Here is a 22,590-nt window from a genome sequence, read left to right as displayed (position 1 = left end):
ATGACTTGCGAACCTCATGGCGCGCGCTAGCCTGCGCGCCATGAGGGGACATTATTTCGGCCTGACCGGCCTTTCCATCCTGCTTGCATCCTGCGCAACGACGCAGGGCGAGCAATCCTACGACACCGTCATCAGCGGCGGCACGATCTACGACGGCAGCGGTGCCGCGGGATTTGCCGGGGATGTCGCGATCAAGGGCGATCGGATCGCCTGTGTCGGGCATTGTCCGGGCTGGGCGACGCAGCGGATCGACGCCAACGGCCTCGCCGTCACGCCGGGCTTCATCAACATGCTGAGCTGGGGCACCGAAAGCCTGATCGCGGACGGGCGCGGCCAGAGCGACATCCGCCAGGGCGTGACCCTTGAAGTGATGGGCGAGGGCGAGTCCATGGGCCCTTGGAATGCGACCATGAAGGCCAATGAGTCCGCGCGGCAAGGCGACATCAAATATGACATCGCTTGGACCAGCCTTGGCGAATATCTGAGCTTCCTGGAGAGGAAGGGTGTTTCGCCAAACGTCGCCAGCTTCGTCGGTGCGACGACCGTTCGAGTTCATGAGCTGGGCGAGGGTGACGTCGATCCCACGCCCGAGCAGCTTTCGAGGATGCGGACGCTTGTCCGGCAGGCGATGAACGAGGGGGCGATGGGGGTCGGCTCTTCACTGATCTACGCGCCGGCCAATTTCGCCGAGACGCCGGAGCTGACCGCGCTTGCAAGCGAGGCCGGCCGTTGCGGGGGAATGTACATCAGCCACATCCGCGACGAAGGGCCGAAGTTGATCGAGGCGATCGATGAATTGATCGAGATCAGCGAGAAGGCCGGGGCGCCGGCCGAGATCTACCACTTCAAGCAATCGGGCCGCGACAATTGGCACAAGATCGACGCCGCCATCGCCCGGGTCGAAGCTGCGCGGGCGCGGGGGCTTCGAATTACAGCCGACATGTACACCTATCCGGCGAGCTCGACCGGTTTCGACGCGGCGATGCCGCTGTGGATCCAGGCCGGCGGGATCGAACAATGGGTCGGTCGGCTGAAGGATCCGGCGCAGCGGGCGAAGGCGCTGGCCGATATGCGGAAGCCCGACGCTTCGGAGAACACCAAGCTGGCGGTCCAGGAGCCCGACAAGGTGATCCTGGTCGGTTTCAAGACGGCGGCGCTGAAGCCGCTGACCGGCAAGACTCTTGGAGATGTGGCGCGGACACGCGGTAAGCCGCCGGAAGAAGTGATCGCCGACCTGATCGTCGAGGACGGGACGCGGATCCAGGTCGTCTATTTCGGGATGAGCGAGGAAAATGTCGCGCGGCATGTGACCTTGCCGTGGATGGCCTTCGATTCCGATGCGGCGGCCATGGCGTCCGAAGGCGTGTTCCTGAAATCGAGCACCCATCCGCGGGCGTACGGCAATTTCGCGCGGCTGCTGGGCAAATATGTGCGTGATGAGAAGCGGGTTCCGTTGGAAGAAGCGGTTAGGCGGCTGACGTCGTTTCCGGCGACAAACCTTGGCATCAGGGATCGCGGTTCGCTGAAAACCGGCAATTTTGCCGACATCGCGATCTTCGATCCGGCGCGGATCTCCGACCGCGCGACCTTCACCCAGCCGCAGCAATATGCGGTGGGAATGGTGCATGTTCTGGTCAACGGCGTGCCGGTGCTGCGCGATGGAGAGCACACCGGCGCGACGCCGGGCAGGTTTGTGAAAGGTCCTGGCGCCGGTCGTTGCAGCTAGGAGAGCGGAAACCGCTCGATTGCTTCGTAATGCGCGCCTTCGCGGGCGAGCTGGCTTTCGTAGAGGATGAATTCCTCCGCCTCCCACGGTTCGGACGTCAGGCCGCCGTGGCGTTCGAGCCAGGCGTCCAGCCGATGGGCCTTGCCTTTCCAGCGGGCGAGCGTGATGTGCGGCAGATAGGCGCGGCGCTCGGGCTCAAGACCCGCCGACTGGCAGGCTCGTTCCACCTTGGCGTTAAGGGACTTTAGCTGGTCCCTTGGCGTGACGCCGGCCCAGAGCGCGCCGTTGCGGTGCTTTTCGAACTTGCCGACGCCATCCAGCGCCATGGAGATGCGATCGAAGCGCACATGTTGCAGCGCGGTCGCCAGATCCTCCGCAGCGGGGCGCTCCACCTCGCCAATGAAACGCAACGTCAGATGGAGCTGATCGTCGCTCTGCCAGCGCATGTCCGGCATGCCCTCCATCAGGTCGAGAAGCTGTTCCCGCACCGTTTCAGGGGGGCGGATGGCGACGAACAGGCGGTGCATTCCCCATGCGCTAGACCACCGTTCGTCGAAGCGTGAGCGGTTTTTCTTGAACAGCATAGGCAAAGACACGATATTGCGCCCCACGAGGGGATGTGTCGTTGAGGCCCCCCAGAAGAGGAGAGAGAATGCAGAACCAGTTTGACCCGCGCACGACGACAGGCGGATTTGATCCGGCTGTGGCGGTCGGCGTTCCGCGCGCTGCACGCGACGCGGGCCTTCGGTCCTACATGCTCAAGGTTTACAATTACATGGCATCGGCCGTGCTGCTTACCGGCATTGTCGCAATGGTCTTCGCCGGATCGGGCTTCGCCGCCCAGGTCATGGCGACGCCGCTGCGCTGGCTGATCATCCTGTCGCCGCTGGCCATCGTCTTCGCGATGAGCTTCGGCGTGAACCGGATGAAGGAATCGACGCTTCAGGCGCTGTTCTGGAGCTTCGCGGTGCTGATGGGCCTGTCGATGTCGACCATTTTCCTGGTCTTCACCGGCGTCTCGATCGCACAGACCTTCTTTGCCGTGACGGCCTCGTTCCTGGGGCTTAGCCTGTGGGGCTACACGACCAAGAAGGACCTCAGCGGTTTCGGCACGTTCCTGATCATGGGTGTCGTCGGCCTGCTGGTCGCGATGATCATCAACATCTTCCTGCAGTCGACGGCGATGCACCTGGCGATCAGCGCCATCGGTGTCCTGCTTTTCGCGGGCCTCACCGCCTATGACACGCAGAAGATCAAGTCGATGTATGCCTATGTCGCGGGCACGGACATGATGGGAAAGACGGTGATCATGGGGGCACTGACCCTCTATCTCGACTTCATCAACATGTTCCAGTTCCTGCTCAGCTTCATGGGCAATCGCGAATAGTCGCGATGGCCTGAAGCAGGCAGAGAAAGAGGGCCGGCGGAGCGATCCGCCGGCCCTTTTGCTTGCACTGGGCCAGGGTCAGAAGCGTTCGCCGACCATCGCCTCGCTCTTGGTCCAGAGTGCCTTTGCTCGCTCCGGATCGAGGGCGTAGGGGCGGACACCTTCGGATACGGCACTGATCTGCGCATCCGTAACGTCGGACGTCACGTGACAATTCTCGCAATAGCGTCCGCCAACCTCATCTGCATCGGCGGTGATGCCCGCCCAGACTGAGGTGGCCGCTCCCTGCGGGATCGTCTTCCATTCGAAAGTCGACAGGTCGAGACCAGACGCGTCCAGAAGTGCCTGGATCTGCTCCATGCTCTGGTGGCGGCCAAGCTCTGTGTCGATGCCTCCGGGATGCACAGCGGCGGTGCGGATGCCGCGATGCTTGTGACGACGGTCGAATTCGACCGCGAACAGGATGTTGGCCGTCTTCGAGCGGCCGTATGCGGCGTAGGGCTCGTAAGGCGTGCGCTCGAAATTCGGGTCGTCCAAGTCAACGTCCGCGAAGCGGTGGCCGGCGGATGCCAGGCTCACGACGCGTCCACCATCGCGGATCAATGGCTCAATGCGGTTGATCAGTACGAAGTGACCGAGATGATTGGTTCCAAACTGCGTCTCGAAGCCGTCCGCGGTATGGCCGAAAGGCGTGGCCATCACGCCAGCGTTCGCGATCACGAGATCAAAATTGCGGCCATCGGCGAGGAGACGGTCAGCGCCGGCACGAACGCTTTCGAGGCTGGCTAGGTCGACTTCGACCAGCTCGATCGGCCAGGCGCCGGCTTCGCGCAGGGCGCGCTCGGCCTTGGCGAGATCGCGGGCCGTTCCGACGACATCGGCCCCATGTGCTTTGAGCGCGCGGGCGGTTTCGACGCCGAGACCGGCGGATACGCCAGTTACCAGCGCGCGCTTTCCGCTGAGGTCGATCCCGGCGAGGACTTCGTCGGTGGTAGATTTGGATCCAAATTGCTTCGTCATTTTCATCTCCAAGGGCAATCGGTTGAATGCAAACGGCCTCGACTTCGCCGGCAGGGGTTGCGGCGCAAATAGCGAATCACTAGAACTGGAGGACGCCTCCGTTTAAATATGGAGGGACCCTCCGTTTATCAAGAGGTATTTTCATGCCGGCCGATTTGGGCCCCGAGAAAGCCCGAAAGCCACGCGCCGACGCAGAGCGAAACCGGCAGAAGCTGCTGAACGCGGCTCGCGCCGCATTCACCGCGCAGGGGGGGCTCGTGAGCATGGAAGAAGTGGCGCGCACGGCCGGCGTGGGAATCGGTACGCTTTACCGGCATTTCCCGACGCGGGACGGGCTATTGGTCGAAGTTTACCGGGGTGAGATTGCAAGGCTTTGCCAGGAAGCGGAGTTGTTGGCCGCGACCAAGACGCCGTTGGAGGCACTCAGAGCTTGGCTGCTGCTATTCGTTGACCACCTGGCCGACAATATCGTGCTCGGCGATGCGGTGAAAGCAACTGCGGGAGAATCCAAGGCCGATGCAACGGCCCAGCTGCTGACCGCGCTCGACATATTGATGGATAATCCGATCGCCGTAGGAGCGATGCCAGATCCCGGCGTTGAATCCCTCGACCTGCTGCGTGCGCTTTATGGCGTTGCGACGGCCAGTCCATCATCCAATTGGGTCGGAGCCGCCCGTCGCATGGTCGACATTCTGATCGCCGGAATGGATAGTCGCGAGACTAGCCCAAATAGCGCTTGAAGAAGCGGACGGTTCGGCCCCAGGCGAGGTCGGCTGCTTCCTTGTTGTAGCGTTCCGCCGAGGTGTCGTTGTTGAAGGCGTGGTTGGCGCCGTCATAGCCTTGGTAGGTGACCGGCTTCTTGGCTGCACGGAGGGCGTCGACCCAGGGGAAGAGGGTGGCCGCGACCCGGGCATCCAGCCCGGCATGGTGGATCAGCAAGGGCGCCTGCACCTTGGCCGCCTCCGACGGATCGGGGGCTGGGCCGTAATAGACGACACCGGCGTCGAGCTTGTCGCCGGCGGCGACCGCCAGGCGATTGACGAACGCGCCGCCCCAGCAGAAGCCGACCGCGCCGACCTTGCCGGCGCGGCTGGATTTGGCCAGCTCGGTCAGCATCGTCACCGCATCGGTAGTGGTCTTGCCGAGGTCGAGCTTGCCGATTGCCTCGCGAGCGGCGTCGTCATTATTGGTAGGCGTACCGCCCGCCAGCGACAGGAAATCGACGGCAACGGCGCGGAAACCTTCGAGGGCGAACCTGCGCGCAACGTCGCGAGTGTGTTCATTGAGGCCGCGGTTCTCATGGACGACCAGGACCGTCGCCTTCAACGATCGCGTGCGCGGCTCGGCGACATAGGCCTTGTAACCTGCCGGATTTTCGAACGTCATCATCCGGGTGGTCAGCCGGGGATCATCAGCGGGCACGATTACTGCCGCTGCAGGAGAGGCGGCAATTGCCGCGATCAGGCTGGTTGCCGCCGCCGTGCTTCCGGCGATCAGGGTCATCCGGCCGAAGAAGTCGCGCCGGTCCATGCCTTCGTGGGTAAATCGATCGTAGAGCTCGATTGCTTGTTGAAGTGCCTTAGGGTCCATCACCACCTCCCGGTCGTCATTGCGAGCGTAGCGAAGCAATCCAGCTTCCGTTTCATGGATTGCCGCGTCGCTACGCTCCTCGCAATGACGGATTGAATCATCCCGCGGCCTGCATCTCCGCGATCAGCTGATTATCCTCATCCTTGCCGCGCTTGTAGGCCTCGCGCTGGCCGATCCGGTCGGCATAGGCGACGAAGCTGTCGAGTTTCGGCATGGTGCCGAACTGGACGCCCCACAGGACGGCGCTTCCGACATAAACGTCGGCGGCGGTGAAACGGGAGCCGCAGACATAGTCGCGGCCGGCCAGATGATCGGCGAGCGTGTTCACGGCGAGGTCGTAGTTACCGTAGCCGAACATACGTTCGCGTTCGGCGCTGGGTTCGAACCCGACCGCCTTGTTGGTCACGGCCTGCTCCAGCGGACCGGCGGCGAAGAACAGCCAGCGGTAATAGTCGGCCTTCTCATTCTCGCGCGGACCCAACCCGGCTTCGGGGAAGACATCGGCCAGATAGGCGCAGATTGCCGCGCACTCCGTCACGATCTTGCCGTTGTGGCTGATCGCCGGGACCTTCATCATCGGATTGATCGCGCGATAGCTCTCGTCCTTCATCGACGAGGCATAATCGAGGATTTCCGTGTCATAGGGCGCGCCGACCTCTTCCAGCATCCAGCGGATGATCTGACCCCGGCTCATCGGATTGTGGTAGAAAATGATCTCGCTCATCGCTCCGTCCTTTCCGACTCCGCCCTAGCACAATGAGAACATAAAGAGAACGTCTGTGCCCGCCCCCGAGAGACAGGCACAGTCATTATCTCTTCAGCCTGCGATCATCCACGCTCACCCGGCTTTACCGGCTGAGCAGCGACACAGGTGCCTTGCCGTTCGGCCGCGCTGCGGTCGCGTGCGGCCCGGAATTCGCTGTCCTGGCTCCAGTTCGGCCATTCGCAGCTATTGGCGAGATGCAGGCCGACGGCGTGGAGCAGCTCCGCATCCTGCGCGATGCCGGTGAAATCCCAGCTGGGATCATATTCGTCGTCGGGCTGGTGATACATTTTGGCCGTATAATTTGCCTGCCACGCCTGCGCCCGGGCGACACCGCCGTTGATGAGGTCCTGGCCGCCGCTGAAGCTCATCGCCGGGATGCCGACCTTGGCCAAGGTGAAGTGATCCGAGCGGAAGAAGCCGCCGGTTTCGGGACGGGGATCGGGCACATAGTTGCGGCCGCGCTTGGCGCCTTCCATGACCAGCATGTCGAGCAGGCCGAACTTCTGGTTGCCGCGGATCGTGAAATCGCGCGCCGGGCCTAGGACGCCCATCACGTCGGTGTTGATCACGCCTGCGGTCTTGGCGGCCGGATAGAGCGGGTTGGCGGCATAATATTCGCTGCCCAGCAGGCCCTTTTCCTCGGCGGTCACGGCGAGGAAGACGACCGAACGCTGCGGCCTCGGACCGGCGGCGAAGGCGCGCGCCTGCTCGATGATGTGGGCGAGGCCGGTGCCGTTATCCATCGCGCCATTGTAGATGCGATCGCCATTGGCGTCGGGGAGGCCAATGCCGAGGTGGTCCCAGTGCGCCGAATAGATGACCGTCTCGTCCGGACGCGTGCTGCCCGGCAGAATGCCGACGACGTTGTGCGAGGTGATTACCTCGGTCTTGGCATCGCCGTGGACGGTGAGGTTTGCCTTCAATGGAACCGGCTTGAAGTCCTTCCGCTTGGCGGCCGCCTTCATCGCGTCGAAGCTGGTGCCCGATGCCGCGAACAGCTTTGCCGCGAGATCGCGCTGGATCCAGCCTTCCAGCGGCGGATGCTCGGCCGCCGGGTTCTGGCGGACGATGTCGAACATCGCGTTGGTGTTGCTGTTCTTGACCGTTGCCCAGCCGTAGCTGGCCGGATCGGTCTCGTGGATCACGAGGACGCCTTTGGCTCCCTGGCGGGCACCTTCCTCATATTTGTAGGTCCAGCGGCCGTAATAGGTCATCGCCTTGCCGCCGAAATCGCCTTCGCCGCCCTCGAAATCGGGGTCGTTGACGAGCATGACGAGGATCTTGCCCTTGGCGTCGAGGCCCTTGAAATCATCCCACGAACGTTCCGGCGCCTTCACACCGTAACCGACGAAGACCAGTTCAGCGCCGTCGATCGACATCGCCTTGTCGCCGTTGGTCGGCGCGCGGACGGCGATCTCTTCGCCCTGGGTAAGCGGTGCGGCTTTGCCGGCGATGTTGATGCTGACCTGCGGATTGGCCGCGAATTCGGAGCGGAGCAGGGGGACCGCCTGGGTCCACGTCCGCTGGCCATTCACAATGTCACCGCCCGGCTGGAGCCCCGCACCGGCGAACTGCTGCGACAGATATTCTACGGTCTTGGTCTCGCCATTGGTTGCGGGAGCGCGCCCTTCAAACGCGTCCGAACCCAACACCTGGACGTGCTGAGCGAGGCGCGCGGGATCGATTTGGGCGGTCGGTGCGGTCTGGGCGAGAGCGGCGCCGCTGGCCAACAGCAGGGCAACGGCGGAAAGGCGAGCGAAATTGCGCAAAGTGCGACTCCTGACATGGTGGAATTGCGCGGAACTTGGTCGCGCGAATTGCCGCGCGTCAAGCCACGCAACCGCCGTTCGTCGAACGGAGCCGCCGCCACGTGGTAACCCCTCCGACGCAGCGAGAACTGCCTAGCGGGGCGGGCGTTCCTCAGACGTCCAGATTGACGACGCGTTTCAGTTCCGACCGGAGGCGTTCCTCGTCGAAGGCGTGCTGCATGAATTCGCCGTCGCGTTCCACCCAGAAGAGGAAGAGGTGGGCGGACCAGCGGTTGGGATTGGGCATCGTTCGCCCGTGGCGCAGTTCGATACCGCGATAGAGGACGGCGTCGCCTGGCTGCATCTCGATCGACGAATAAGGCTCGTCGCCGAAGCTTTCGACGCAAGGATCAACGGTCGTGATCCGTTCGGACCCGACCTCAAGCGGCCAGGTCACGCCGTCGCTGTAGGCGAGCGTTAGCGACACGCTGTGCTCGCATGACGGGCGGTCCGCATGGACGCGGCAGATATCGTCCTTCTGATAGATGCGGAAAAAGTCATAGCTGGGCAGGAGATCCGCCCCCGTGATCTCGCTGATGATCGGCGTCAGGCCCCACAGGAAGGTGGTCAGCGGCCGGTAGAAGTGACCCGAAATGTCCGATGTCTGATGCTTCGACAGGTCGTGCAGCTTGGCGAAGGTCTCGAACGACTTTCCTGAATTGGCCAAGTCGACCTGCAGCTGCTTGAACAGGTTCGACGCGACCTCCGGGGGGACCAGCCCCCTGATGGTCGCGTAACCGTCCTTCTTATAGTCGCCTTCGACTCGCATAGGGTCACTTATCCCGCATTGGTCCTTGTCCGAAACCCGCGGATCAATTGCCCGAGGAAGCCGTAGTTTCCGCGGCGCCTGCCTGCTTCCGATATTTGTCGAACCAGGCGATGATGGCGGACGCCTTGGCCGCCGACTGCGACGGGCGGGCCGCGATGCCGCCGTGGCTGGCGTTCGGGACCTTCACCAGCATCGTCGGAACGCCCTTCAGCTTCAGCGCCGAATAGAGCTGCTCAGACTCGCTGACGGGCGTGCGGTAATCCTCCGCGCCGACCACGACCAGGGTCGGTGTCTTGACGTTGCCGATCAGGCTGAGCGGCGAGCGGGCCCAGTAGGACGACTGGTTTTCCCACGGCAGGCCGCCCATCCAATAGGGGCCGAAGAACTGGATGCCGTCGGCGGTGAGCGCCATGCTGGTCCAGTTGATGACCGGCTTTTGCGAAGCCGCCGCCTTGAACCGATCGGTCTTGCCGACCAGCCAGGCGGTGAGGACGCCGCCGCCCGAACCGCCCGTCACGAACAGATTTTCCGGATCGGCGATGCCGCTTGCCACTGCCGCGTCGACGGCGGCGAGCAGATCGGCCGTGTTGCTGTCGGGGTAGGTCTTCTCGATGCCGTCGGCGAAGGCCTGGCCGTAGCCCGTGGAGCCGCGCGGGTTGGTGTAGAGCACAGCGTAACCCGACGCCGCGTAGAGCTGGTAATCGGTCGAGAAGTGCGGGCCGTAGGAGGCGTAAGGCCCGCCGTGGATTTCGAGGACCACAGGCACGCGGGTGCCGTCGCGATAGCCGGGCGGGAGTAGTATCCAGGATGGAACGCGCGATCCGTCGGGCGCGGTGACGTCGAGCGTGCGGACCTGCGCCATCGACTTGCCCGACAGGCTGAGGTCGTTGAGGCGGGTCAGCTGGCGGGCCTTGCCGCCCGATGAAACCGACACGTCGGCCGGGCGGGTTGCGCTATCGGTCGTGTAGGCGAGAGTGCCGCCGCGCGACACGCTGAAGCTGCCGCCAGCATAGGGCCGATCGAGCGAGCCGCCGCCGACATTGCGGACGATCGGCGAAACGCTGCCGTTGAGGCCGATGCGCGAAACGGTGACCGAGCCCTCTTCCTCGTAGGAAGCGATGATCGAGCGGCCGTCCGCCGCCCATTCCATCTGGTCGATCGACCGGTCAAGGCCCGCTGCGACCTTACGCGGGGCACTTCCGTCCGAATTCATCACATAGAGGTCGGACTGTTCGAAGCCCTTCTTGTGATCGTCATAGCCGACATAGGCGATCAGGCGGCCGTCGGGAGACGCCACCGGTGCGGCATCGGGGCCGCGACGATCGGTTAGCGCCGTCACGGCACCGCTGGCGACTTCAAGGCGATAGACTTCGCTATCGTTGGCAATCATCTCCCAATCGGCCTTGCGAACAGCGCTGAACAGGATCCCGCGACCATCGGCGGTCCATTCGGGATTGCCGTCATGATAGGCGCCGAAGGTCAGCTGGCGGGGCGCTCCGCCCAGCGCGTCGACGACGAAGATATGGTCGAAGCCCGGCTTCAGATAGCCGCCGCCATCGACGCGGTAGGTGGCCTTGTCGATCACTTCGAGCGGCTTTGCCCATTCGGCGCCCTCGGGCTTGGCCGGGGCGGAACCTAGCTTGGGACCGTCGTCCGGCACGTTCATGAGGTAGGCGATGCGCTGCCCGTCAGGCGACCAGGCGATGCCCTGTGGGCTATCGGCGAGGCCGGTAATTCGGGCGGTCTGGCCGCTGTCCATCCAGCGGACATAGAGCTGCGACGCGCCTCCTTCGGCCGTCGACACATAGGCCAATCGCTTGCCGTCGGGCGACCAGCGCGGGCTGGAGTGGCTTCCGGTGCCGGTAACCAGCGGGCGCTCGTCGCCGGTCGCGACATCGATCAGCCAGATGGTCGAGCGAGCCCGGTCGGTCATCACATCGTTTGAGCGGCGGACATAGGCGATCGAACGGCCATCGGGGCTGATCTGCGGATCGGAGGCCGCAGAGAGGTTGAACAGGTCCGCACCGGTGAAGATGGGATTGGGCGCATCCGAAGGCGCGGCGATCACCGCGGTAGTAGTTCCCAGCGCCAGGACGGCCAGCGCTACTCGCCAATGCTTCATCGAATATCCCTCCCGAACAATTGCGCCGCAACAAAGCAGAAATGACGGATCGCACAAGTCCCGTTCTGCAACTGGATTGGATCATGGCTTGGTGCGCCGTTCGTGCTAAGTGGCGGTTCGCCGAGGCGGCGGGAAATGGCCGCGAGTATGCGCACCCAGATGAAGGGAGAGGCATTTCATGGCGAAGGTCCTATGCGTCCTCTACGACGATCCGATCGACGGCTATCCAACCCGCTATCCGCGCGACAATCTGCCGCATATCGACCGCTATCCCGACGGCCAGACCTTGCCGACACCGCATGCGATCGACTTCCAGCCCGGACAGCTGCTGGGCAGCGTCGGGGGAGAATTGGGGCTTCGCAAGTTCCTGGAGGATGCCGGCCACCAGCTGGTTGTCACAGAAGACAAGGACGGTCCGAACTCGGATTTTGAGCGCGAGCTGGTCGACGCCGATGTCGTCATCTCGCAGCCTTTCTGGCCGGCCTATCTGACCGCCGAGCGCATCGCCAAGGCGCAGAACCTCAAGCTCGCGATCACCGCGGGCATCGGATCGGACCATGTCGACCTGCAGGCGGCGATCGATCGCGGGATCACGGTCGCCGAGGTAACCTACTGCAATTCGATCAGCGTTGCCGAGCATGTGGTGATGATGATCCTGGGCCTTGCGCGGAACTATCTGCAGTCGTGGGACCTGGTGAAGGCCGGCGGCTGGAACATCGCCGATTGCGCGGCGCGGTCCTACGATATCGAGGGAATGCATGTCGGTACGGTTGCGGCCGGGCGCATCGGCTCTGCCGTGTTGCGCCGATTGAAGCCGTTCGACGTGCATCTGCACTACACGGACCGGCACCGGTTGCCTGCCGAGGTCGAGCAGGAACTTGGGCTGACGTGGCATGAGAGCGCGGCCGACATGGTTCCGCATTGCGACGTGGTGACGATCAACTGTCCGCTGCATCCTGAGACGGAGAATTTGTTCGACGCGGCGATGATCGCGCGAATGAAGCGCGGCGCCTATCTGGTGAATACGGCGCGCGGGAAGATCGCCGATCGCAACGCCGTCGCGGATGCGCTCGAAAGCGGGCAGCTCGCAGGATATGCGGGCGACGTCTGGTTCCCGCAGCCGGCGCCGCGCGACCATCCTTGGCGCAACATGCCGAACCACGGAATGACTCCGCATATTTCCGGTTCTACGCTGTCGGCGCAGGCGCGTTACGCCGCGGGTACCCGCGAAATATTGGAATGCTTCTTCGAAGGACGGCCTATCCGCGACGAATATCTGATCGTCGACGGCGGGCATTTGGCCGGCGCCGGAGCGCATAGCTACAGCGAGGGCAATGCGACCGGCGGGTCCGAGGAAGCGGCACGGTTCAAGTCGAAGCCAACGATCCCCGTCCAATAGACACGGGCCGCCGTTACGAAGGTTGAGTAGCCCAAGTTTGACGAGTCTTTTCAGGAAGCTGCGGCATCCGCCGACGGCTAGCAGCACGCTCCAATGAATTGAGGTCTGAAGGGGTATCCAATGGAGTCCGCCTTGTTCGGCGCACTGGCAGCGTTTGCCAGTGTGATGCCCGTTGCTGCGTCTGCGTCCGAACTTGAAGGCGCCAATGCCGAGTTGGCCGAGCGCTATCGAACGGCGATGAAAGGTGCGCGCTGGACCGGTTCCCTGCTTTCATCGAATGCCGAGACGCTTCCGACGGGGCATTTTTACACGGAACCCTACTTCTACGATGTCATCACGGGGGGAAATCACTACCCGGGATCGAGCGGTTTCTATCAATATGGACTGGCGGAGAGGTTCACCGTCGGCGTCCAGCCGAAGTTCGCGTTTGGCACCCGGAGGCCCAATCGCGAATTCAACGTTGGCGACTTGAAACTGTTGACCCAGTTTCGCCTCACTCGTTTCACGCCCGAGAAGCGGATTCCGACGATCGCCATCGTGGCCCAGGAATCGCTGCCGATCGGCAAGCATGATAAGCTCGGCTTGCGGGAGGATGGACACGGATCCGGCTCTTTTGCGACGGAAGTCGGGGTCAATGTGCAGCACTATTTCCTGCTCAGGAACGGCCGACTGCTGCGCGGCAGGATCAACTTCTTGAAGTCATTTCCGCATGGCGCCGACGTCGCGGACCGAAGCGTCTATGGCACCCAGCCGGGATTTCGCGGTCGGGCCAAGCCAGGTTCGAAAACAACGATGATCGCCGCGGTCGAATATAGCCTGGCGCGAGAATGGGTCCTGGCATTCGACGTCATCCGCGAATCCACCGCCCAGACCGGTTTGAAGGGCCGCTACGGCACGGGGTCGCCGATCGATCAAACACTTCCTGCGAGACGTTCCATCGGCTTTGCTCCGGCAGTCGAATATAGCTGGAGCGATACGAGCGGTGTGCTGCTCGGCGTTTGGATCAGTCCCAAGGGCCTTAGCTCACCCTCGTCGGTCGTACCGGCAATCGCCTACAGCCGCTTCTGGTAAAGCCCCACTTCCAGCCAGATAGATTAGCGTTGACTAATACATTAGCCGATACTAATTTGATGGCATGCTTGAGACGAAAGAATTCGACTCGGTTCTTAGGGCGTTGGCCGATCCGACGCGCCGTAGCCTGTTCGAGCGTGTCGCCGCGGCCCGGGAAATTACCGTCGGCGACCTCACCGAAGGTAGCGGCGTCAGCCAGGGCGCGGTTTCGCAGCATCTCAAGACATTGAAACAGGCCGGGTTGGTCGCCGAGCGGCCCGAAGGCCGTAAGGTTTTCTATCGTGCCAATCCGCAGGGCCTTGAGCCGATGCTTGAATGGATGACCCGCTACGCTGTCTTCTGGTCCCAGCGCCTCGACAAGCTCGAGCGGCTGCTCCGCCAGGACGATGGGCGCCAGGCGAACCCCACCGAAGGAGGCAAGAAATGAGCGAGCTGACGCAGATCGACACTTATGGCGCGCTGATCGGACCCGATACGCTGAAGATCCAGCGCTTGCTTCCAGGGCCGATCGAGCGGGTCTGGGCCTATTTGGTCGACAGCGAGCTTCGCAAATTGTGGATGGCCTCAGGCGACATCGAACTGGTCGAGGGCGCTCCGTTCGAGCTCACCTGGCGCAACGATGAGCTCGCCACCGTCAGGACGGGCGGCCGGCCCGACGATATTCCCGAGGAACATAGCATGACGAGCGAGGTGGTTGAGGTCGACGAACCGCGAAAGCTGGTCATTACGTGGAGCAACACCGGCAACGTCACCTTCGAGCTTGAGCCGATCGGCGAAGGCGTCCTGCTGACCGTGACCCATGCCGGCTTCCAGACCCGGTCCGCGCTCATCGGGCATTCGGCCGGGTGGCATGCGCACCTCGACGTGCTGGAAAATCTGGCATTCGAACGGGAGCCCAAGCCTTTCTGGCCGCGCTGGCAGGAGCTTCGCGGCGAATATGGCGAGCGCCTGCCCGCCGATTTCGGGGCCTGAGCCATGTGCCCGATGTGCCTTTCGACGATGGGCTGGATTGCACTCGGCACTGGAAACGGCGGCGGCGCGATTGCCGGGCTGATCCTGGCGTTGAAGCGCCGCAAACAGAAGGATGAAGACGGTGAGTGACCAACAGACCGAGACGCGTTCCGAGTTACCCGATTCACATCCGCCGGTCGTTAGTCGCGCGGAGTGGGACGAGGCGTGGCAGCAGCTGCTGGTGAAGGAAAAGGCGGCAACACGCGCCCGCGATGCGCTGGCGGCGGAACGGCGGCGGATGCCCTGGCTGGCGGTCGAGAAGGATTATGCGTTCGACGGGCCCGAAGGAAAGGCCAGCCTGCTGGACCTGTTCGGGGGGCGTCGGCAGCTGATCGTCTACCGCGCCTTCCATGAGGACGGGGTCTTCGGCTGGCCCGACCACGCCTGCCCGGGTTGTTCCATGGTTGCCGACCAGGTTGCCCATCTCGCGCATCTCAATGCGCGCGACACGACCCTGGTCTTCGTCTCGCGTGCGCCGCAGGCCGACATCGCCCGGCTGCAGGCGCGGATGGGCTGGGGGCATATTCCCTGGTTCACGGTCACGGATGGTTTCGACAAGGACTTCGGCGTCGACGAATGGCACGGCCACAACGTCTTTATCCGCGACGGAAGCCGCATCTACCGCACCTATTTCGTCAACAGCCGCGGCGACGAGCAGATGGGCGGGACGTGGAATTACCTCGATATCACACCGCTCGGCCGCCAGGAGGAATGGGAAAATTCGCCGGAGGGCTATCCGCAGACCCCAACCTACAAATGGTGGAAGTGGCACGATAGCTATGTCGAGGGCGCGGTTCCCGACAAGAAGTGGGTCGAAGTGTCGGATGCCGGAGAGGCGGCGTTTCGCGATAGCCTGTAGCTCGCCAGATTCAGTCCGTCCTCCCGGCCTGGATGCGGGGGAAGATACGGAACGCGAACAGCAGGTAGAGCAGCCAAAGCGCGAACCAGGCGGACGCAACGGCAAGCAGGCCGACCGTGAACAGCACCACGCACGGCGTCAGGAAGAGAAAGATACAGCCGAGAAGCCAGAAACGGTCAGCGCGGCGGGCATATTGCGATCGGGTGGCGTCGTCGATGCGGCCGCCCAGCGACACGCCGTAATAATGAAATGAGGCAAATGCGAAGGAGAAAGTCGCTACGCCCATCACGATCAGTGCGGCCTGGAACAGCCATGCATTGACTTCGCCGCTGAGGAACTTCGGGTAGAGGAAGAAAAGCAGGAAGGTGAAGATCGCGATGCAGGACGCGGCCAGCTGATAGGATCGATTGACGTTCGCGGCGGCAAGGTCGTCGGTCATGGAAAGCCCCCTTCAAGTCTTCATCGCATGGGGCTCTCGCGAAATCCATAAACGGTCATTTCAGAAGCTGCACATGAAATTGACGGCCCCACCCATAGGAGGGGCCGCCAATTTCATGCGCGTATCGGCGCTGGGACCGAATTGCGTCTGCCCTAGCCGCGTTCCGGCTCCGGCGGCGGCGGCGGCGGCGGCGGCGGGGGAGGCGGCGGCGGGCAAGTATCCGTCGCCAGGATCACCGATCCGTCCGGGCAGGTCTGTGTTGCCGGCGGCGGCGGCGGCGGAGGAGGAGGCGGAGGCGGAGGAGCCTCAACCACCGGTTCGCCACCAAATCGCCATCCGGCCTTCACGCCCCAGCCCTTGAGATCGCCGAAGTCACCCCAAACGGCCAGAAGCGGTCCTGAGCTGTTGACGGCGCCGACGCCGGCTTCCAGTCGGAACCAGGTGCCGGGTCCGTCACCCTCGACCTCGGCCACGGACGATCCACCGAACAGGTCGAACGACGGCCCGTCGCTGAAGTCGTGGAAGACCCTGGCGTCGACAAACGGCGCCCACATGCCGGACCCGAAGGTCGCCCGGGCACCAAGGTTGCCGCGAGTGCTCTTCACCTTGTCGAAGTCGAACCCGACAAGACCGACCTCATCGACTTCGAAGTCGTCGATCTTCGAGTTCACGAACGCAATCCCTGCGCCGATGTCGAAGACCGTCGATCCGCCGAAGCGATACCCGAACTGGCCCTGGAAGCCGAAGCTCTTCAGGCGAGGCTCGTCGACATCGAAGAACAGCTCATTGTCGAAGTCGGCCTTCGCGGTATCCCACTTGACGAGCAAGTCGCCGTAGAAGCCCATGGCTCCGCCGAACATGCCGTATAGGCCAATGTTCCAGCCGTCGGCATCAAAGTCCGATGACGAATTGCTGATATTGGCTTTGGACTTCTCCCAGCCGGCGGTGAGGCCGACCACGAAGTTTGGGCTGACCAGGTAATCGACGCCAAACTGGATGCCAGTGTGGGTGGTTTTGAGCCGGTCGATTTCATAGTCGGTGTCGAAGACGGTGATATCTTCGTCATCGAGCTTGTCCTGGCTATAGTAGACCTGGCCCCAGAAGCCCCAGTTGCTCGTCCGTTCGACCCCAAGGTCGGTCCGGCGAAGGGCGGCATAGTTGCTGTAGATATCAGCCGACTGATACCACAGCCCCCGTGCTAGATCGCCAAGCCGCACCACTTCAACCGCCGCAATATTCGGCGTCGAGGCGAGGAAGTAATCCGCGCCAACCTGGGTCAGGTTGAAGTCGAACAGGCCGAGATTGGTGGTGCCAAGGGTGAACGCACCGGCGGTTGACGCCGTGCCATCGACAACCAGTACACCGCCTGGATTGAAGATGATGTCGGACGTCGCCAGGACATTGACCGTAGTTGCCGTGCCGCTGATCGCGCCGGTCACCAGCCGATCGCCCAGTACGCCGCTATAGTCGATCGTAAGTGACGGAGTGCCCGAACCGACATAAGGCCCGACAATCGTCAAGACATCGTCCGAGGCGCCATCGTCTAGGCGGATTGCGCCGCTGTTGCCGAAGCTGGTCTGCCCCGTGATGCTCGATGCGCCCTCATCCGCACGGATCGTGCCCGTGTTGGCGAAGGAACCGGCGGGAACCGTGAAGGCGCCCGGAGCCAGGTCGATCGTGCCCGAGTTGATGACGGCCGTGAAGCCCGCCAACGTCGCAGGGCCGGCCGTGTCGATCGTGCCGGCGTTGGTGAAGATCACCGCCGGACCGGTCAGCGTTACGCCGCTGGCCATGTTGATGCGGCCGTTATTGGCTTGAGTCGTCCCCGTTCCGAGGTTTTCAAGGCCAACGAACGAGCTGTTTCCAAGTATGTTCAGGATACCTGTCGTCGAGTTGACGAACCGGTCGGCACCCGCGCCAAAGTCGAGCGCTCCGTTGAGGTTCATCGTGCCGTTGTTGGTCAGCGTATCGTCGCCGCCGCCAAGCGTCATCCGGCCGTTGATGGTGCCGGCGTTGGTAATGCTGGAAGCGCCGCCACCGGCATCGTTGATCGCCAGGCCTGTTGGCAAGGCGCCGATCGTGCCGTTGTTGACGAGAGTCGTCGTAGCCGTCCCGTTGAGCAGGATGGCCTGCGTCGCGCCCGTGACGTTACCGGTCGTGCCGATCGTGATCGACCGGGCCAACGGCGTCGTAGCCGGAAGCACCGGGTCAGCCGCGCTGGTGGTCGAGACAAGGCCCGAACCGGCCGTGCCCGTGGTCACGCCGTTAAGCGTGATGGCCTGTACGCCCGTCGACGTAACGGTGACGGCGTCGGTCGCGGAAGTCACGTTGCCGAGGGTCACGGACGTCGCGCCGGTCCCGCCGGTAACGGCAACGCCATTGGCGCCGGTGGAGTTGACGGCGCCCGTATAGTTGACGGTTGTCGTGCCGGTTCCAACGTTTACGGCCGTAATGCCGTTCAATGCGGAGAAAACGGCTCCGCTACCGGTCAGGCTGACCGCCGAGCTATTTGCCGCATTATTCTGGGTGACCTGGATGCCGCTGTTGGTCAGCCGGTCCGTTGCGCTGCCAATCGCCCCATTGTTGACGACAGTAAGCGTGCCCGTACCATTGGTCGTGCCGGTAATGCCGATCACGAGGGTGTTGGGCGTGGCCGTGGGGCTGCCGATCGCCGCGTTATTCGTGATTGTGGTCGAGCCCGACCCGCCTCCGGTAACGCCAGCGCCAATGCCGCCTCCGGCCGAACGAATGGTGGTTCCGGTCGCCGTCGTAACCGAGACGTTGCCGGCAGTACCTGAATTCACGGCCAGAATGCCGTAGCTGCCAGCGGTGGCAATGGAAATATTGCCGCCGACGGTGGCCGTCAGATTGCCGGTCCCGGCCGTATCGAGTGACAGGCCCGCACCCGTTGTCGACAGGTTGGTGATCGAACCTGCGCCGGAATAGGTGATATTGGTCGCGCCGACCGCCGACAGGTCAACGGCTGCGTTGCCGCCGGCAGTGGCAGTGTTGCCCGTATTGATCTGCACCGATCCGTCATTGACGAAGCTCAGCGTATTGCCGCCTGCACCTGTATTCGTGACCGCCATGCCGAAGCCGTCAACAACCGCGCCGGTGCTGACCGTGGTGGTGACATTACCCGCCGCCGTATCGACGTTCCACTGACGATCCGTATCCGGGCTGACGCCGGCATAGGTCGTATCGGTGGTGTTCGTGGTACCGCAGACAATCGTGCCCGTGACAGGCGTCGCCGCCGGCGTCGCGGTGCACGAGGCCGCCGCCGGCGAGGCCGCGACCATCGTCAAACCAAGTGTGAGGGCTGCGCCGCTCAAGAGGCGCGTTCGGAAAGATACGGTCATTCCCTGTTACTCCCTGTTCTCGCGCATCACCCGAGAAGATGCGGCGCAAAAATCCGGAAGCCTCCGGACACAATCGTGGCCCCGGAATGTGCCATTTTTGGACTTGCTGATTTAAATTAGCAACTCCTGAAAAGTATTGAATCAAAAAATAGGGGAAAACCCCGATTTTTCCGGCCGTCGCACACATTCTTCAGCGGCTGCCGGCACGCGTGGAGCGTGGCGACATGATCCTCGCGAATATCTCAAAGGCGAAGAGTTGGGCGAAGCTCCATCGGCAAGTGCGTTTAGCAGCTTTAGACGCCCGCTGCGCAGCGGCGAGTTGTGCGGCGGGCAACGCCGGCGACGCTGGCAGGCGTCAACGGCCGCCCAACTCTGGCCTCTGCTGGCGTGATGAGGCTAAATGCAGCCGAACCGGTGAGTTCGTTGGCCGCTGCTCAGATCGATCCTGGGCCCGGCCGGGCCGATTCAGCTTTTGCCGGCCGACTTGGCGATTATTCGGCAGCCGTCGCCTTTCCGCCTGTCTTGCGCTTGGCCTTCGCCTTGGGCGCAGCTGCGGGCTTGCCCTTTGGCGCCTTTGGCGGGGCCGGCGTGATCTCGAAGGCGGGTTGGCCGTCCTTGATGTGGACCTTGACTTCGCCGCCGTCGACCAGCTTGCCGAAAAGCAATTCCTCCGCCAGCGGCTGCTTGATCTTCTCCTGCACCAGTCGCTGCATCGGACGGGCTCCGTAGAGCTTGTCGTAGCCGCGTGTGGTGAGCCATTCGCGCGCCTCGTCGTCCAGCTCAATGTGGACATTGCGGTCGGCAAGCTGCAGCTCCAGCTGGAGTACGAACTTGTCCACGACGCGAGCCACCACCGCTGGCGGCAGGTAGGCGAACGGCACGACCGCATCGAGCCGGTTGCGGAATTCCGGCGTAAACATCTTCTTGACCGCATCCTCCTGCGCATCCTCGCGGGACATCGCGCCGAAGCCGATGCTCTCACGCGCCATGTCGGCAGCGCCGGCATTGGTGGTCATGATGAGGATGGTGTTGCGGAAATCGACGGTCTTGCCGTGGTGATCGGTGAGCTTCCCGTTGTCCATCACCTGCAGAAGGATGTTGAACAGGTCCGGGTGGGCCTTCTCGATCTCGTCGAGCAGCAGGACCGAATGCGGATGCTGGTCGACGGCGTCGGTCAACAGGCCGCCCTGATCGTAGCCGACATATCCCGGAGGCGCGCCGATCAGGCGGCTGACCGAGTGGCGCTCCATATATTCGGACATGTCGAACCGCTGGAGCGGAATGCCCATGATCGAGGCGAGCTGACGCGCGACCTCGGTCTTGCCGACACCGGTCGGGCCGGAGAAGAGGTAGTTGCCGATCGGCTTGTCGGGATCGCGCAGGCCTGCGCGGCTGAGCTTAATGGCGCTAGCGAGCTTCTCGATCGCCATATCCTGGCCAAACACGACGCGCTTCAGATCCGCTTCCAGCGTCTCGAGAACCCGCTTGTCGTCGGTCGAGACTGACTTCGGCGGAATCCGGGCCATTGTCGCCACCACCGCCTCGATTTCCTTGACGGTGATGGTCTTCTTGCGGCGGCTGGGCGGCACCAGCATCTGCATCGCGCCGACCTCGTCGATCACGTCGATCGCTTTGTCGGGAAGCTTGCGGTCATGGATGTAGCGCGCGCTAAGTTCGACGGCGCTCTTGATCGCATCGGGCGTGTAACGGACGCCGTGATGCTGCTCGAACGAGGAGCGGAGGCCGGCGATGATCTTGATCGTGTCCTCGACCGTCGGTTCGTTGACGTCGATCTTCTGGAACCGGCGCAGCAAGGCGCGGTCCTTTTCGAAGTGGTTGCGGAATTCCTTATAGGTGGTCGAGCCAATGCAGCGGATCGCGCCCGAGGAAAGCGCCGGCTTCAGCAGGTTGGAGGCGTCCATCGCTCCGCCGCTGGTCGCACCTGCGCCGATCACCGTGTGGATTTCGTCGATGAACAGGATCGCATTGGGCATCTTTTCGAGCTCGGTAACGACCGATTTCAGCCGTTCCTCGAAGTCGCCGCGATAGCGGGTGCCGGCCAGCAGCGCGCCCATGTCGAGCGCATAGATAACCGCTTCCTTGAGGACATCGGGCACGTCGCCTTCGATGATCTTGCGGGCGAGGCCTTCGGCGATCGCGGTTTTTCCCACGCCGGGATCGCCGACGTAGAGCGGGTTGTTCTTGGAGCGGCGGCAGAGGATCTGAACCGTCCGGTCCACTTCCGGCATTCGGCCGATTAGCGGATCGACCTTGCCCGATCGTGCCTTGTCGTTGAGGTTGACCGTGAACTGTTGGAGCGCGCTTTCCTTCTTGTCGCTCTTGCTCTCGGTCTTCTCTTCGGTGCCTTGGGGCGCTGAAGGCTCGGACGCCACCTCGCCCTTGCCAACTCCGTGGCTGATGTAGGTCACCGCATCGAGGCGGCTCATGTCCTGCTGTTGCAGGAAGTAGACGGCATAGCTTTCGCGCTCGCTGAACAGGGCAACCAGCACATTGGCACCAGTGACCTCATCGCGTCCCGACGATTGCACGTGGAGAATGGCGCGCTGAACGACGCGCTGGAAACCGCTTGTCGGAGTCGGGTCGGTCGCGCTGTCCGCGACCAGGGCCCCGAGCTCGCTGTCGAGATATTGCTTTACCGTCGCCTTGAGATCGTCGCGATTGACGCCGCAGGCGGTCATCACCTGGCTGGCGTGATTATCGTCGATGAGCGCGATCAGCAGGTGCTCCAGCGTCGCATATTCGTGGCGGCGCTTCGATGCCTCGCCGAGGGCATTATGCAGGGTTGTTTCAAGTTCGCGGGCGAAACTGGGCATTCACGGTCACTCCATGCCCACCGGGGAGCCGGCGGGCTCGACCATCAATGTTGGCCCCTTCGCCGAGTCAATCAAGGGGCAAAGAGATGGGGAGGTGATCGGTTCGTCGCGCGCGTGGTGGGAAGGCCACAGCTGAAGCCCGTCGGCGTCCCTGAGGGCGGCTTGCTACTTCTTGAATAGCTCGTCGGCAGCCGAGCGATGGGCCGAGGCTGCGGCCATGTGGGCTTCGACGCGAGCGATTTCGCCCTTCAACGTCTCGATACGAACCTGAAGCTCGTCCTGCGAAAGCGGCCCTAGATCCTGCTTCACCACCTGGGTCAAAGGGTCCTGCGGGCGGCTGGAAAAGAAGTCTTCCTCGTCCATGTTCGGAATCGTTGACCGATGATTGACCCAAGTCAATAAGCTTGCGCCCGACTGTACAGGGAGCGTC

Annotated in this window: 19 protein-coding genes; 8 read left to right on the top strand and 11 right to left on the bottom strand. The window is 63.0% G+C overall.

What is annotated here, in order from left to right; translation table 11 throughout:
• Window positions 1-40: 40 nt before the first annotated feature.
• Window positions 41-1,726 (top strand): N-acyl-D-amino-acid deacylase family protein, encoded by a 1,686-nt coding sequence (locus LZ496_RS12395; RefSeq protein ID WP_249905033.1) that lies wholly within the window; start codon window positions 41-43, stop codon window positions 1,724-1,726.
• On the opposite strand, the gene thpR is transcribed toward LZ496_RS12395, so the two are convergent.
• The gene (thpR, locus tag LZ496_RS12390; protein WP_366516736.1) at window positions 1,723-2,337 is read right to left on the bottom strand and encodes an RNA 2',3'-cyclic phosphodiesterase; all 615 of its coding nucleotides are present in this window, start codon (window positions 2,335-2,337) and stop codon (window positions 1,723-1,725) included. The two genes, LZ496_RS12395 and thpR, sit on opposite strands and share 4 nt — an antisense overlap.
• 41 nt (window positions 2,338-2,378) lie before the next feature.
• Here thpR and LZ496_RS12385 point away from each other — a divergent pair, with 41 nt between their 5' ends.
• Window positions 2,379-3,113, top strand: a complete 735-nt coding sequence (locus tag LZ496_RS12385) for a Bax inhibitor-1/YccA family protein (RefSeq protein ID WP_249905032.1) — start codon at window positions 2,379-2,381, stop codon at window positions 3,111-3,113.
• Window positions 3,114-3,191: 78 nt separating this feature from the next.
• Here LZ496_RS12385 and LZ496_RS12380 read toward each other — a convergent pair whose 3' ends face one another.
• Window positions 3,192-4,133 carry an SDR family NAD(P)-dependent oxidoreductase gene (locus LZ496_RS12380; RefSeq protein WP_249905031.1) on the bottom strand — a complete coding sequence of 314 codons (942 nt, stop codon included), beginning with the start codon at window positions 4,131-4,133 and terminating at the stop codon, window positions 3,192-3,194.
• Between the two features lie 143 nt (window positions 4,134-4,276).
• Here LZ496_RS12380 and LZ496_RS12375 point away from each other — a divergent pair, with 143 nt between their 5' ends.
• Window positions 4,277-4,873, top strand: a complete 597-nt coding sequence (locus tag LZ496_RS12375; RefSeq protein ID WP_249905030.1) for a TetR/AcrR family transcriptional regulator — start codon at window positions 4,277-4,279, stop codon at window positions 4,871-4,873.
• On the opposite strand, the gene LZ496_RS12370 is transcribed toward LZ496_RS12375, so the two are convergent.
• The 5 genes from LZ496_RS12370 to LZ496_RS12350 all read right to left on the bottom strand — a co-directional run bounded on the left by LZ496_RS12370 (window position 4,854) and on the right by LZ496_RS12350 (window position 11,188).
• Complete coding sequence (locus LZ496_RS12370) at window positions 4,854-5,762, bottom strand: dienelactone hydrolase family protein (RefSeq protein WP_249905029.1); 909 nt, start codon at window positions 5,760-5,762, stop codon at window positions 4,854-4,856. The two genes, LZ496_RS12375 and LZ496_RS12370, sit on opposite strands and share 20 nt — an antisense overlap.
• A gap of 58 nt (window positions 5,763-5,820) precedes the next feature.
• Window positions 5,821-6,447: a glutathione S-transferase family protein gene (locus tag LZ496_RS12365; protein ID WP_249905028.1), complete on the bottom strand. Its 627-nt coding sequence runs from the start codon at window positions 6,445-6,447 to the stop codon at window positions 5,821-5,823.
• Between the two features lie 104 nt (window positions 6,448-6,551).
• Window positions 6,552-8,258: a M28 family metallopeptidase gene (locus LZ496_RS12360; protein WP_249905027.1), complete on the bottom strand. Its 1,707-nt coding sequence runs from the start codon at window positions 8,256-8,258 to the stop codon at window positions 6,552-6,554.
• A gap of 151 nt (window positions 8,259-8,409) precedes the next feature.
• Window positions 8,410-9,066, bottom strand: coding sequence for a hypothetical protein (locus LZ496_RS12355; RefSeq protein ID WP_249905026.1), 657 nt, complete (start codon window positions 9,064-9,066; stop codon window positions 8,410-8,412).
• 43 nt (window positions 9,067-9,109) lie between these two features.
• Window positions 9,110-11,188, bottom strand: a complete 2,079-nt coding sequence (locus LZ496_RS12350) for an alpha/beta hydrolase family protein (protein ID WP_249905025.1) — start codon at window positions 11,186-11,188, stop codon at window positions 9,110-9,112.
• Window positions 11,189-11,366: 178 nt separating this feature from the next.
• On the opposite strand from LZ496_RS12350, the gene LZ496_RS12345 reads away from it, so the two are divergent.
• From LZ496_RS12345 to LZ496_RS12325, 5 genes are all read left to right on the top strand, one after another.
• Window positions 11,367-12,587 carry an NAD-dependent formate dehydrogenase gene (locus tag LZ496_RS12345; RefSeq protein WP_249905024.1) on the top strand — a complete coding sequence of 407 codons (1,221 nt, stop codon included), beginning with the start codon at window positions 11,367-11,369 and terminating at the stop codon, window positions 12,585-12,587.
• Between the two features lie 120 nt (window positions 12,588-12,707).
• On the top strand, window positions 12,708-13,658 hold the full coding sequence (locus LZ496_RS12340) for a hypothetical protein (protein WP_249905023.1): 951 nt from the start codon (window positions 12,708-12,710) through the stop codon (window positions 13,656-13,658).
• A gap of 64 nt (window positions 13,659-13,722) precedes the next feature.
• On the top strand, window positions 13,723-14,085 hold the full coding sequence (locus LZ496_RS12335; RefSeq protein ID WP_249905022.1) for an ArsR/SmtB family transcription factor: 363 nt from the start codon (window positions 13,723-13,725) through the stop codon (window positions 14,083-14,085).
• Window positions 14,082-14,630 carry an SRPBCC family protein gene (locus LZ496_RS12330; RefSeq protein ID WP_249905021.1) on the top strand — a complete coding sequence of 183 codons (549 nt, stop codon included), beginning with the start codon at window positions 14,082-14,084 and terminating at the stop codon, window positions 14,628-14,630. Before LZ496_RS12335 ends, LZ496_RS12330 begins: the two co-directional genes overlap by 4 nt.
• A 121-nt stretch (window positions 14,631-14,751) precedes the next feature.
• Complete coding sequence (locus LZ496_RS12325; RefSeq protein WP_249905020.1) at window positions 14,752-15,528, top strand: DUF899 domain-containing protein; 777 nt, start codon at window positions 14,752-14,754, stop codon at window positions 15,526-15,528.
• 10 nt (window positions 15,529-15,538) lie between these two features.
• Here the strand turns inward: LZ496_RS12325 and LZ496_RS12320 are convergent, their stop codons facing one another.
• From LZ496_RS12320 to LZ496_RS12300, 4 genes are all read right to left on the bottom strand, one after another.
• Complete coding sequence (locus tag LZ496_RS12320) at window positions 15,539-15,967, bottom strand: hypothetical protein (RefSeq protein WP_249905019.1); 429 nt, start codon at window positions 15,965-15,967, stop codon at window positions 15,539-15,541.
• 152 nt (window positions 15,968-16,119) lie between these two features.
• Window positions 16,120-19,326 carry an autotransporter domain-containing protein gene (locus LZ496_RS13980; RefSeq protein WP_283938091.1) on the bottom strand — a complete coding sequence of 1,069 codons (3,207 nt, stop codon included), beginning with the start codon at window positions 19,324-19,326 and terminating at the stop codon, window positions 16,120-16,122.
• A gap of 491 nt (window positions 19,327-19,817) precedes the next feature.
• On the bottom strand, window positions 19,818-22,160 hold the full coding sequence (clpA, locus tag LZ496_RS12305) for an ATP-dependent Clp protease ATP-binding subunit ClpA (protein WP_249905018.1): 2,343 nt from the start codon (window positions 22,158-22,160) through the stop codon (window positions 19,818-19,820).
• A 165-nt stretch (window positions 22,161-22,325) separates the two neighbouring features.
• The gene (locus LZ496_RS12300; RefSeq protein WP_249905017.1) at window positions 22,326-22,523 is read right to left on the bottom strand and encodes a DUF1192 domain-containing protein; all 198 of its coding nucleotides are present in this window, start codon (window positions 22,521-22,523) and stop codon (window positions 22,326-22,328) included.
• Between the last annotated feature and the right edge of the window lie 67 nt (window positions 22,524-22,590).

The organism is Sphingomonas caseinilytica (assembly GCF_023516455.1).
GTDB classification, from domain to species: Bacteria; Pseudomonadota; Alphaproteobacteria; order Sphingomonadales; family Sphingomonadaceae; genus Sphingomicrobium; species Sphingomicrobium caseinilyticum.
The sequence above is the reverse complement of the archived record's forward strand: the minus strand, read 5'-3'. Positions and strand labels throughout refer to the sequence as shown.